At 60.0% G+C, this 13,467-nt stretch carries 8 protein-coding genes; all 8 read left to right on the forward strand.

Annotated features, from left to right (window positions below; translation table 11 throughout):
* Positions 1-62: 62 nt before the first annotated feature.
* The 8 genes from PSH59_RS25765 to PSH59_RS25800 all read left to right on the forward strand — a co-directional run bounded on the left by PSH59_RS25765 (position 63) and on the right by PSH59_RS25800 (position 13,461).
* Positions 63-1,040, forward strand: coding sequence for an asparaginase (locus tag PSH59_RS25765; RefSeq protein ID WP_305393965.1), 978 nt, complete (start codon positions 63-65; stop codon positions 1,038-1,040).
* A 156-nt stretch (positions 1,041-1,196) separates the two neighbouring features.
* Positions 1,197-3,005, forward strand: coding sequence for a phosphatidylserine/phosphatidylglycerophosphate/cardiolipin synthase family protein (locus PSH59_RS25770; RefSeq protein WP_305393966.1), 1,809 nt, complete (start codon positions 1,197-1,199; stop codon positions 3,003-3,005).
* The gene (locus PSH59_RS25775) at positions 3,005-4,294 is read left to right on the forward strand and encodes a DUF6396 domain-containing protein (RefSeq protein WP_305393967.1); all 1,290 of its coding nucleotides are present in this window, start codon (positions 3,005-3,007) and stop codon (positions 4,292-4,294) included. The genes PSH59_RS25770 and PSH59_RS25775 overlap by 1 nt, the downstream gene beginning before the upstream one ends.
* A 161-nt stretch (positions 4,295-4,455) precedes the next feature.
* Positions 4,456-5,508, forward strand: a complete 1,053-nt coding sequence (locus PSH59_RS25780; RefSeq protein WP_305393968.1) for a sel1 repeat family protein — start codon at positions 4,456-4,458, stop codon at positions 5,506-5,508.
* 39 nt (positions 5,509-5,547) lie between these two features.
* On the forward strand, positions 5,548-6,540 hold the full coding sequence (locus tag PSH59_RS25785; RefSeq protein ID WP_248081926.1) for an AraC family transcriptional regulator: 993 nt from the start codon (positions 5,548-5,550) through the stop codon (positions 6,538-6,540).
* Between the two features lie 128 nt (positions 6,541-6,668).
* The gene (locus PSH59_RS25790; RefSeq protein ID WP_248081927.1) at positions 6,669-7,703 is read left to right on the forward strand and encodes a histone deacetylase family protein; all 1,035 of its coding nucleotides are present in this window, start codon (positions 6,669-6,671) and stop codon (positions 7,701-7,703) included.
* Positions 7,700-8,791, forward strand: coding sequence for a polyamine ABC transporter substrate-binding protein (locus tag PSH59_RS25795; RefSeq protein ID WP_248081928.1), 1,092 nt, complete (start codon positions 7,700-7,702; stop codon positions 8,789-8,791). The genes PSH59_RS25790 and PSH59_RS25795 overlap by 4 nt, the downstream gene beginning before the upstream one ends.
* 137 nt (positions 8,792-8,928) lie before the next feature.
* A complete protein-coding gene (locus PSH59_RS25800) occupies positions 8,929-13,461 on the forward strand; it encodes a hypothetical protein (protein WP_305393969.1) in 4,533 nt (1,510 codons plus the stop codon).
* The last annotated feature ends 6 nt before the right edge of the window (positions 13,462-13,467 follow it).

The following is a 13,467-nucleotide window of genomic DNA, read 5'->3' on the forward strand; positions in this document are numbered from 1 at the left end:
ACGCCGCCCGGCCTTGGGCATGCTCTGGGCCCGGCGGCGTTTTTCGTTCAGGAGATTCTTCGATGCAACCAGCTGACAACGTGATGGTGCTCTACACCGGCGGCACCATCGGCATGCAGGCCAGCGCCAACGGCCTGGCCCCCGCATCCGGTTTCGAAGCGCGCATGCGCGAACAGCTTGCCAACCTGCCGGTACCCGCCTGGCGCTTCCGGGAAATGGCACCGCTGATCGACAGCGCCAACATGACCCCCGCGTACTGGCAGCGTCTGCGCACCGCGGTGGTTGAAGCGGTGGACGAGGGCTGCGACGCCGTGCTGATCCTGCACGGCACCGACACCCTGGCCTACAGCGCGGCGGCCATGAGCTTCCAATTGCTGGGGCTGCCGGCACCGGTGTTGTTCACCGGTTCCATGTTGCCGGCCGGCGTACCCGACAGCGATGCCTGGGAAAACGTCAGCGGCGCGCTGGTCGCCCTCGGCAAAGGCCTGGAGGCCGGCGTGCAGTTGTATTTTCACGGCGAGCTGATGGCGCCGACACGCTGCGCGAAAATCCGCAGTTTCGGTCGCCATCCGTTTGCCGCGCTGCGTCGCAATGGCGGCGCGGCACAGGCCAATTCAATCCCCCACGCGCTGGGCTATCGCCAGGAAAAAGGCCTGGCCAACGTCGGCGTACTGCCGTTAGTGCCGGGCATCGGCGCTGCGCAGTTGGACGGCCTGATAGACAGCGGCATTCAGGCCCTGGTGCTCGAATGCTTCGGCAGCGGCACCGGGCCGAGCGACAACCCCGCGTTCCTGGCCAGCCTCAAGCGCGCGCAGGATCAAGGTGTGGTGGTGGTTGCCATCACGCAATGCCATGAAGGCGGCGTGGAGCTGGATGTCTATGAGGCCGGCAGTCGCCTGCGCGGCGTCGGCGTGCTGTCGGGTGGCGGCATGACCCGTGAAGCGGCATTCGGCAAGCTCAATGCCCTGATCGGTGCCGGGCTCGACACGGCTGAGGTGCGCCGCCTCGTAGAACTGGACCTGTGCGGGGAGCTGCGCTGACCTGCATACCCCTTGCCTCACTTCCAGCCATGCGCTGGCTGGAAGCTCTCTTTGTTTTTAGGGAAGTGCCCGTCGTTAAATGACGAACCTTCCGACATTCAATACGGATAGCCACTCTTTACGCTCTGAGCCTTGGCATAGCTCAGGGGTAAACCGATGCAACATCCCGACATCGTTGTACCAATCTGTCTCAAGCACACCCAGACGGCGACCTGCACACCGCCTTGGTACGTACAGCACACTGAATACCCTCCTGCAATCGCCACTTATGAACCGTTGATCAACGGCGAGGAAGCCTTTCGTGCGGTCCATGAAGCCATCGCGCAGGCGACAAAAAGCGTCGACATTATTTGCTGGGGGTTTCAGCCGTCGATGTATTTCATCCGCGACGGCAAAGCCCCAAGCATCGGCGAACTACTCAAGACCAAGGCCCGACAAGGTGTGCAGGTACGCATGTTGGGCTGGGAAATGCCGTTCAATGCAGCAGGCTTCGCGGGGGAGGCCAATTTACCCGGCAAGGGTACTCTGCGTTTCCATGATCAAGCGCTGCAAAGTGCTACGACGGAACAATATGCGTACGACCGCCGATGGTTCGCCGAGTGTGCTGCCTCAGACAGGCAAGCGGCGCAGCGGATCTCCGTAGGACGGCCAGTATTTGTCAGTCGCGGTTTCAGCCTGCACGAAAGGGCGGAAATTGCCCACCAGGCTCGGTACAAAAGTCTCGACCCCGGAATCAGTAAACGCACCCTGATGACGCTGACAGGTACGGCAACCCATCACCAGAAAAGCGTGTTGGTTGACTATGAAATGCCTGACAAGGCCGTAGGTTTTGTCATGGGTCATAACATGCTTGACGAGTACTGGGATACCGACGCGCATTCGGCACAAAACCGTACTGAAGACACTAAACCTGCGCCCAACCTGGGTGCGCGTGGCCGGGAACCGCGCCAGGACGTTTCCTGCCGCATCAGCGGGCCGATTCTGGAACACCTTCATCACAACTTCGCACAGGGCTGGCGCAAGGAGACCGGTGAAGACTTGCTCGTTTCGCGCAAGGCAATGGAAGTCGGGCCACGATTGCTATGTGCCCCCGGCGTCACCCGGCAGATGGCTCAAGTGCTACGTACCCAGCCGCAAGAGGGCAAGCGCGATATTGAGCAGGTGTATTTAAATGCCGTGAACAACGCGACCCAGTTTATCTACATCGAAAACCAATATTTCCGCTGGCCGCCCCTGGCCGAGGCCATCAAGAAGGCGGCGGCTGACCAGACCCGCGGCGGGCGCAAACCCGGCGAGCACGACAGCTTGCACCTGTTCGTGATTACCAACGCTACCGACGGCGGCATCGGCGCGGGCACGCTGAACACCCAGCGCATGCTGGAGTGCCTGGGGCGCAGGGAGATCATTCCCGAGGTAACAAAGCTGCGACTGATCGCCGATGCCAATCGGGACTACCCACCCAGGCCAACGCCCGAGCCACGGGACCATGTTGGACAGAAAGAACTGAGCGAATGGCAAGCGGACTTGGATCGCAAGATTAAACACATCAAGGAAACCGTACTTCGTCCGGACGAACTACCGGGGCTTAAAGTTCACGTGTGTTCGCTGGTCGCACCCGACTCGCCAGGCCACGATTGGGTGCCCGTGTATATCCACTCCAAGTTGATGATCGTCAATGACGTGTTCACCACCCATGGCTCGGCGAATATCAATACACGAAGCATGCAGGTGGATAGCGAGCTGAATATTGCGCATGAGTGGATGAGTGTGACGCAGGCGTTAAGACGCAGGCTTTGGGGGCTGCATACGGCGGGGATGGGTGTGCAGGATGAGGCAAACAGTGCGTTCGAAAGCTGGCAAGAAATCACCCGCAGGAACAAAGAGTTACGCCAAAAAAAACTGAGGCCTTATGCTCCACTCGTCGAATTTTTTTACGGTGAAGCCAAACTATCGGACCTCGACTAATGCGCAGATTTTTATTACTGCCCTGCCTGTTGATGGCTGCTTGCAGCACTGGAAGCGCTCTTTCAACTTCAAAAAAGGATAGGCACTTGAACCCGCTGACCGAGATCAAAGCAGACCTGGCTTTTACTTGCGTACATGAAAAGATTCCGACGGCGGCTGCCGACGTCGACGTACTGTTCCAGTACGCACGGTGGTTGCAAAAGAACAACCTGCTCAAACAGGACAAGACTGTCGATGCGCAGATAGAACGCCTGTATCGCATCGCCAGCGAAAACGGCCATTACAAAGCCAATATCAATCTGCAGAACGGTTCAATGCGTGGCCGCTTCAAGCTTCGCGGTGCTGAATACTTGCGGATGAGCCAACAGTTAATCGAGGCAGAAGTCGCGACAGGATACTACTTCATCGCCATTTTTCTTCAGCAAGGCGGAGCTGGATTGAAGCAGGATGAGCAAATGTCGCTGCGTTACTTTCGCAAAGCCGCAGACTATGGGAGCGCCCAGTCACAGCGCTATGTAAGTGAAAGGCTCGCCCCTATCGATATTGCTCCGCATGTCGCTCGACAGATGCGACAGTGTGCTGCAGAACAAGGCAATGGTGATGCGGCGGGAGCGTTAGGTGTTGATTTTTCTATAGATCGCGATTTTCAGGCTGCACTTGAAGCGCTCCAATTGGGCGTAGCTGCTGGTGACAGCACTTCGGCTTCTTTTTTGAGTAAAGGTTTTCGCAACCCGCCTCCCTCCAATGAACTCCATTACCTCGGCCAGCAAGAAGACCTCGAACGCGCTGACCGTTATAAAAAAATCGGCGACATACTCTCCGGCTACTCCTATGCCAAACCCACCGTTCCCGAGATCAATGAAATCGTCCCGCTGCCCCCCGCCAAACTCCCGGCGTGGGACGGCAAACTCCAATGGCTGGAGGCCCATCGAGCCAATATCGCTCCCGAACAGCCCAGCGAAGCACTGATCAGCCAACTGGCCAAGGCCAAACTTCTCGACCCGGCCACCGGGCGCCCGATGCCGGGTTCACCCGGTTTTATTCAGGCCATTTATCCCATGCAAACGTGCTACAGCGGCCAAGCCTGCCCACAAACCGGGTATTGGCAGGTCGCCGGGGTCATCCCCAGGATCTACTCGGTCGCAGAAGGTGAGTCCCTCAGCCGATTTGAGCAGGGTGAAATAATGCCAACGCGAATGATGGCAACCCGCAATATTCGCTTTCTGCTCCCCGACAAAATCACGGTTCGTGAAGAAGAGGTGAAGTGGAAGTTATTTGGAGATGCCTAATACCTCTGCCACCCAGACCCTGCACCGGGCTCAACCGCACCACTGGGCATATAACTCGCGCCACTTCCAGCCATTCCCTGGCTGGAAGCTCCCACGCTGCACTCACACTTGACCAGCCTGGATGCCCGTGTATATCCACTCCAAGTTACGGACCTCGACTAATGCGCAGACTTTTATTACTGCCCTGCCTGTTAATGGCAGCTTGCGGCACAGTTAACTCTCTTTCCACGTCAAACAACGATATGCACTTGAACCCGCTGATGGAGATCAAAGCCGAGCTGGCTTTCACTTGCGTACATGAAAAGATTCCGACGGCTGCTGCCGACGTCGATGTCCTGTTTAAGTACGCTCGCTGGCTGCAACAGAACAATCTGCTTATACCGGACAAGAAAGTCGATTTAGAGATTGAACGCCTGTATCGCATCGCCAGCGAAAACGGCCATTACAAAGCCAATATCAATCTGCAGAACGGTTCAATGCGTGGCCGCTTCAAGCTTCGCGGTGCTGAATACTTGCGGATGAGTCAGCAGTTGATCGAGGCCGGCGTGGCGACAGGTTATTACTTCATTGCAATATTCCTACAGCAGGGAGGGGCAGGATTGAAGCAGGATGGAGCCATGTCGTTGCGCTACTTTCGCAAAGCTGCCGATCAAGGCAACGCTCAAGCGCAAGCTTACGTGAGCGACAAGCTTGCCCCTATCGACATCGCACCTGATGTTGCTCGACAAATGCGCCACTGTGCCGCGACACAAGGAAATGGCAGTGCTGCGACTGACCTTGGTCTCGACCTTAAAGGCGACGCGCAATATCAGAAGGCACTTGAGGCATTCCAACTAGGCGTTCTCGCAGGTAATACCTCCTCCGCTTCCTTCATAGAAAATGGCTTCCGAAACCCGCCGCCGTCCAATGAGCTCTACTACCTCGGCCAGCAAGAAGACCTCGAACGCGCTGACCGTTATAAAAAAATCGGCGACATACTCTCCGGCTACTCCTATGCCAAACCCACCGTTCCCGAGATCAATGAAATCGTCCCACTGCCCCCCGCCAAACTCCCGGCGTGGGACGGCAAACTCCAATGGCTGGAAGCCCATCGAGCCAACATCGCTCCCGAACAGCCCAGCGAAGCACTGATCAGCCAACTGGCCAAGGCCAAACTTCTCGACCCGGCCACCGGGCGCCCGATGCAAGGCTCAACTGCACCACTGGGCATATAACTTGCTCCACTTCCAGCCATTGCCTGGCTGGAAGCTCCCATGCTGCACTCACATCTGACCACCCTGAATGCCGTATCCCTGTTGCTGGCGACCTTCGAGGCCCAGGGTCTTGCATCCGACGCATTGCTGGCCGGCAGCGGCATAGATGCACGGGATCTGCACCACGCCGACACCTGTATCACCACTCACCAGGAGATGCAGGTCTGTGCCAATGCCGTGGCCCTGCGCCGGGACATCGGCCTGGACGTGGGCCAGCGCATGCATGTGTCGTCCTACGGGTTGCTCGGCTATGCGCTGCTCACCAGTGCCACTTTCGGTGACGCTCTGCGTTTGGCCCTGCGCTACCCGGCGCTGTTGGGAACACTGTTCGAACTGAGCCTTGAAGAGGACGGGCCATGCATCTGGTTCACCGCCGGCGACTATCGAGAGGCGCCGGCGCTGGCGCAGTTCAACGTCGAGTTTTGCCTGGTATCGCTGAAGGTCATCTGCGAAGACTTGCTGGGCCACCCTCTGCCGCTGTCGGGAGCACAATTTGCCTACCCCGCTCCGGACTACCAGAGGCGCTATGCCGAGCAGTTCGACTGCCCGTTGCAGTTCGACGCGCCATCCAACGCCTTTGCCTTCGACGCACACTGGCTGCAACAACCGCTACCCTTGGCCGACGCCATTACCCACCGCGCCATGGCCGAGCGTTGTCGCAAGCTGAACACCGAATTCACCGGGCGCCAGGCTTGGCTCAATCGCGTGCGCCAGTTGCTCGTCGCGCAATTGCATGCGGCGCCGGGGCTCGATGGCCTGGCCGGGCAGATGAACTGCTCGCCGCGTACCCTGCGCCGCCACCTGCAGAGCCTGGGTTGCAGCTATCAGGAATTGCTCGATGAGTTGCGCTTCGAACAGGCCAAACAGTGGCTGGCACAGGATCGACTGCCCATCCACCGCATCGCCGAGCAATTGGGTTTCAGCGAAACCGCGAGTTTCCGCCACGCCTTTGTGCGCTGGAGCGGGGTGGCGCCCAGCCAGTTCCGGCCCTGACGCTCTATAAAGGGGCGAATAGCGGTCACACTCTTTGGCCTTATTTATCCCCTTTTGGCCGCTCCTGCCGTTCTCTTGCCGCGCCCGTACCGCAACACTGGGGGACGACTAGCCTTGAGAACAACAAAATGCTGACGATCTATTCCGATGATCATCATCTGCACCACGGCCGATGCGAGTTGATGGACGGGCAACTGATGCCGTGCTTTGAAATGCCGTCGCGTGCCGACCACGTTCTGCAGCGCGTAAAGGACCGCCAACTGGGCGTGGTGCAGGCTCCGGAGGACTTCGGCATGGCGCCGTTGCAACGCGTTCACGACAAAGACTACCTGGCGTTCTTCCAAGGCGCCTGGGAACGCTGGACCACCTTCGGACAGGACGGTGACCTGCTGCCCTACACCTGGCCCGCCCGCACCTTGCGCCAAGTGATACCCCGCAGCCTGCACGGACAATTGGGCTATTACAGCTTCGACGGCGGCGCCCCGATCACCGCCGGCACCTGGCAAGCGGCGTACAGCGCGGCCCAGGTTGCGCTGACCGCGCAACAGGCAATCACGCAAGGCGAGCGCGCGGCCTTCGCCTTGTGTCGGCCACCGGGACATCACGCAGCCAGCGATTTGATGGGGGGTTATTGCTACCTCAACAATGCCGCCATCGCTGCGCAGGCGTTTCTCGATCAGGGCCATAAACGGGTGGCTATCCTGGACGTGGATTACCACCACGGTAATGGCACCCAGTCGATCTTCTATCAGCGCAGCGACGTGCTCTTTGCCTCGATCCACGGCGATCCCGCAGCGGAGTTTCCGTTTTTCCTGGGCTACGCCGATGAGCTGGGCGAAGGCGCCGGAGAGGGGTTCAACTTCAACTATCCATTGCCCGCAGGCTCAGGCTGGGAAAGCTGGAGCGCGGCGCTGGAGCAGGCCTGCGGGCAAATCGAGGGTTATGACGCCGACGTCATCGTCGTCTCTCTGGGTGTGGACACGTTCAAGGACGACCCCATTTCGCAGTTCAAACTCGACAGCCCGGACTATCTGGCGATGGGTGCCCGCATCGCGCGCCTGGGTAAGCCGACGCTGTTTGTGATGGAAGGCGGCTACGCCGTGGCAGAAATCGGCATCAATGCCGTCAACGTGCTCGAAGGTTTTGAGGGAGACGCCCCATGAACATGCTCAAGTCGCTCGTCCTGTGTGCAGCCGTTCTCGGCGGCGCGGCCCATGCCGAAGAAAAAACCCTGCGGGTCTACAACTGGTTCGACTACATCACGCCCAAGGCCCTGGAGGACTTCAAGGCCCAGAACCCGCAGACCAAACTGGTCTACGACATCTTCGATACCAACGAGGCCCTCGAAGCCAAGCTGTTGACCGGTAACTCGGGCTACGACGTGGTGGTGCCCTCCAACGTGTTTCTGGCCAAGCAGATCGAGGCCGGCGTGTTCCAACCCCTGGACCGCAGCCAGTTGCCGAACTGGAACCACCTGGACCCTAAGCTGATGAAGCTGATCGAGGCCAATGACCCCGGTAACCGGTTCGCCGTGCCCTACATGTACGGCACCATCCTGATCGGGTTCAACCCGGACAAGGTCAAGGCCGCACTCGGCGACAATGCGCCAGTGGACAGCTGGGACCTGATCTTCAAGCCGGAAAACCTCAGCAAGCTCAAGCAATGCGGGGTGGCCCTGCTCGATTCGCCCTCGGAAATCCTGCCGCTGGCCCTGCAGTACCTGGGCCTGGACCCCAACAGCAACAACCCCAAGGACTATGAAAAAGCTGAAGCGTTGCTGCTCAAGATCCGGCCCTACATCACGTACTTCCACTCCTCCAAATACATGGCCGACATCGCCAACGGCGACATTTGCGTGGCGGTGGGTTACTCCGGCAGCTTCTCCCAGGCCGCCAACCGCGCCAGGGACGCCAAGAACGGCGTGACCGTGGACATGCGCCTGCCAAAAGAAGGCGCGCCGATCTGGTTCGACATGCTCGCCATTCCCAAGGGCGCGAAAAACCCGCAGGACGCCTACGCCTTTATCAATTACCTGCTGCAACCCCAGGTGATTGCGCCGATCAGCGATTTCGTCGGTTACCCCAACCCGAACAAAGACGCCACCGCGCAGGTTGATCCGGCCATTCGCAACAACCCCAACCTGTACCCGACCGAAGCGGCCATGGCCACGCTGTATACCTTGAAGCCACTGGACGCCAAGGCCGAACGCGCTCGAACCCGGGCCTGGACCAAGATCAAGTCCGGAACCTGAACCCCGGCGCCGTGCGGGCCTATACCCTGCCAACCCCTGCACGGCGCTATCTAATCACCACCCGATGTATCCACCGCCTGGTTAGTTTCCCTCGCAAAGGTGCCGCCCGCTGGCGCCTATCATTGCCAGGAACGACCATGAGCGTACGCCCCTCTCCCTCGACCATCGCCACATCCTCCGCCGCCCTGCGCCAGCAAACCCTGCTCAAAGCCCTGGGCAGCCGCGGGCCGAGTATTCAGGAGGTTGCCTGGGGGTTGTTGACCCGGGAGCTCAAGGCGCTGTACCCGAATCTGGACCTCAATCCCGATACCACGTTGGCGGTGACCCCGATCTGGACCTTTGTCGAGGATGAGTTGTTTTGTCAGGACATGGCCTACGAGCCCCTGACCCAGGCACTGCTGCGCCAATTTCTGGAAAAAACCCAGGCCAACTACGTCGAAGGCGAGCACTTTCTGGCCCGTGCGCCCTTGTCGCAAACGCCGGTGCACTTGGATGTCAGCATTGAGCGGGTGGCTGACTTGCTCAACGATCTGGCCGGTGTGTTCAGCGTTGAATTCAAAGAGCAGCAGTTGGCGTTCTGGAACGCAAGCAGCCTCGGCACCCCGCATTGGCATGAGCTGTCCGACGGCCTGAGACGGGCCATGCATGTCGAGCCGTTCGGCGACTGGAACGCGGATGCCTGCGCGATTGCCCAAGCCGTCGGGGCCTGGCCAGACAAACAGCAGCGTGATATCCACCACCCCGAGATGGCCGGCATAAAGGTGTGCCTGATCGATATCGATCAATCCGGTCAGGTGCAACCCACACACCTGTTGCTGATCGGTGCGGCGGTGCTGACGGGGCGTTATCGCGAGCGCGACGTGCTGCTGATGTACACCGTTGAGTACGGTTATGAAGCCTTCGATTCCATGCAGGCCTTGAGTGAGCAAATCCTGCAGCGGCTTTCGCCCACGCAGATGTCGCAACCGCTGGCCTGGCGCCTGGTTGAGCCCGAGGGTAACTTTTTCGATCACATGGCATGGGCGCTGGTCGACCTGCAATTGCGGACCATCGAGACCCTCGATCTCGCCGAAGCGGCGCAGGCCGCCCTCAGCGTCGATCCGTCGCGGACAAGTGCCGCCCATACCGTCGAGCAAGCACGCACCAACAAGCTGCGCGCCGCGATTCCGGACTGGTTGCGCGAGGCTTCTGTGCAGGACTTGAACGCCTACAGCAGTCACTTGATCGACCTGAGCGTGCTGCGCAACACGGCACACGGCGATCTGTTCGAAATCCCATCGATCAATGCCTTTGCGCAACAGAAAATGTGCGAGGCGATCATTGCCGACAAAGCCACGCACGGCGCCGACACCCTGGCACTCGATACCCTGCGCATTACCCGCACCGAGAGCTTTACCGTGGGCGTATTTGTGCTGCCCAACCCCCTTGATCGCCACACCCAGACCCTGGGTGAATACGCCTTGAGCAACTCGCCTGCATACCTGGCCAGCATCCACTTCACGCACGGCCAAAGCGTTCCCGACTGGCTGACGCCGCAGTACCTGACGGGCATCGCCGAGCAGGTGAACATCGGTGAGGCTTACCCCAGGCTGATCAAAAGCAAACTGCTCGATGACCCGGTTCAGGCCCCGCTGCAAAAGCAGATGTACCAGCGCCAGTTGCGCTCGCTGCTCCCATTGCTGGCGCTGGAATGCAAAGTCCGGCAACTGGGCGATGTCGATGAACAGGGCTACGGCTATATCAATAAGCTGCTGCATCCCAGCCAGGACAGTCGACGCCCCATTGTGGTCAGACCGTTGACGCTGTACCCCCAACACCGCATGAGCAGCGCCAACGACAGCGTGCTCAATATGTTCGTGATTGGCCCAAGGAGCCCGGATGACGGCCCATGCCTGCTCTACCGCCCCCTGATGGAACGGCCGCTGTTGCAGTTCCAATCGTTCCAGAACCTGCTGTATGCCCTGCATCAGCCTGGCGAGCTGCGCGACTCTGTCCTCGCCTGGCTACCGAACAGAGCCTTGAGCTTCAACTACTCTCAATACGTCTTCCCGGTCGGCTTGCCGTCTCCGTGGCTGGCCGTGCAAAACCTGTCGGAGCCGTTGAACCTGTTGGAGTGGTCGGGGCCGGTGTATCTGTTGACCACGGAACTGACCGGCGATGTATTCGCCGCCTTCTATGACGCCAATACCCAAGCCATGATCGAACTGGCGGACCGCCAATCGCTGTCGAATGCCGAGCGACGCTGGGCGCTGCTCGAAGACAGCGGATGGGCGGTTTTTAATGCCGCGTCCGGTTTTTTGAATGGCTATGCCGGCGCGGCGGTCTGGGTCTGGCAAACCATCAATGAAATCCAGCAGGGCCTCGACGCCCACCAGCACGGCAATACGCTGGTGGAATGGACGCGGGTGGGGGATGTGCTGATGGCCCTGTCGATGCTCCTGATTCATCACGCCAACCAGCGCCGCCAGACCGGGACCTCCACCGAGACGCTCATCGCCCTCGAACCCGCCCCGCCACCCGCCAAGCCTGCGCTGACGGTGTTGTCCACCGTTAGCGCAGCAGGCTCGCTGCCTCACAGTGAGTACGCGACCATCGCCATCGACGGCTCGGTGCCGCGGCGTACGCCCGAGCAACTCGAACGTTTCCTCGACACCCTGAAAGTCACGCCACCGACGCTGGACGATCCGCAACTCAGCGCCGTCGCCTCGTCGAACATTCCGCCGCTGTATCAGTTGCACGATAAAGCCTTCGCCCAGGTCGGGCAGCGCTGGTTCGAGGTGCTAGAGGACGCCGATGAACATATCCTGATCCGCAACCCTCAACACCCGGCACGCAGCGGCCCGCGGCTGGTTCACCACGACAACCAGGCGTGGCATATCAATACCGAACTGCGTTTGCTGGGCAGTGGCCGTAGCCTGAAAAGCCAACTGCGGGCGTCACGCTTGGCCAAGACGCAACGTCGACAGGTGCTGGAAGACCAACTCAAGACCCTGCGCGAACAGGAAGCCGCCGCGCAGCAGGTGTTAAACAGCGCACGCGAGCAATTCACCTCCGGACAAGACCCCTCATCCGAACACCGCTACATGGACCAGCTCGATGTACTGACGACGCTTTACCAGCAATCGCTGAGTCAATTGCAGGCATGGCGCGAAGCCGGCGGGACGTTGGGCTATGCCCAGGAACTGTTCCGCCTGAGCGCCGAACACCACAAGCACCTCAACCTGTGGCTGGCAGTCCAGCGCAATCGCTATGTAGCGGCCATGAATCAGGTCAGGCTCAGCCTGAATGACGAATCGGTGGAGCGGCCGGCGCTGCTGGCCGACATCACGCGCATGACCGAACTGGGCAACACCATAACGCCCCGGCTCTCAGGCTTGAGCCAGTCACTTGAGCTTCTCCCGGCAGTGGGTGCGGCAGGCATCATTGCGGCCGAGCGGTTGAGCGCCCTGGGACCGCGCTTCACTCAGTGGGATTTCAAGACCAACGAGATATCGACGATGTTCGAGTTCTGTGTGCAGGAACAAGCCGCAGCCGACATGGAAAAGGCACGGGACGCCGTGGGTTTTGTGGTGGAACGCGCGGCGCAGGTCAGCAAGGAATTGGCGTTGATGGTGCGTGAAACCCCGGTACGGACGGCCCCCGAAGAACGTGGCGAGCGCTTGCTCACTATCGTCGATGAGTACGTCAGCGTCAGTCAGCGTATCGATGAGCTGCCTGGAGATTTTCCCGAACTGGTCGTCCCCGACCAACTGCTGCACCTCAAAACCCTGGTGGGCGAGTTCCAGGGTTTGGCGCAGACGACACTCACGCAGTTGCTGGCTGAAACCGAGCAACCGATCAGCAAAGCCGAAAAACCAGGGGTGGCGGGGCCGTCGCGGTCACGCCCCAGGATCAGCATCAGCAAAACCCGACCGCGCGACTTGCCGGTCAAGCCCAGCGACGTCCCCGTGCAGGAACCCTTGGGCGTGATCCAGCCGCGAACCGCGCGCCCAGTGATACCCGGCAATGACTACACCGAGGCAGTGGGCGTGGCGCTCGAGCTGAGCATGGACATTAATGGGTTTATCCAGCGAACTCAGCAGGACGCGCTGAGGCCCAAGCGGGTTCCGGCGGACATGCAGGACATTCTGGAGCAGCAAGCCACGCGACTGGAGCAAGCCGCCGACATCATCGACCGACTGGACGCCGACGCTCAACGGCAAAACAAGCGGCTGCCGATCGCGTTATTGCCGACTGAATTGCGTGACGGCGCCACCCGTATGCGCCGCGCGGGCATCGCCCTGCGCGCCAAGCTGCTCAAGGCGCGCAAGCCGCGTCAGGCGGATTTTCAATGGTTGCTCGAGCACGGCCAGGTTCGGCTGGTGCGCAACGCTGTCGGTCGGATCAAGACCCGCCAATACCAGGACTATTTCCAGGAGTACCAGATTCTCGACACGGCCAACCATGATCAACCCTTATGGCTCGCGCATTTTCACTATCCGACGCTCACCACGCCGGCCTCGCGGTTTAGCGCTGCACACCTGAAAATCGCCGAGCAACACTTGCAGCAGTTCTCCGACGAGACCAGGCAAGCGCTGTCCACGCGTACGCCCTGGGACAACCACCTGCGCAAGCTCACTGACCCACTGCTGCAGGCCGAATGTTTGAAACTGGAGCCGACCACGTCGTGATCCGGC

The sequence above is a fragment of the Pseudomonas sp. FP2309 genome (assembly GCF_030687575.1).
Classification (GTDB): Bacteria; Pseudomonadota; Gammaproteobacteria; order Pseudomonadales; family Pseudomonadaceae; genus Aquipseudomonas.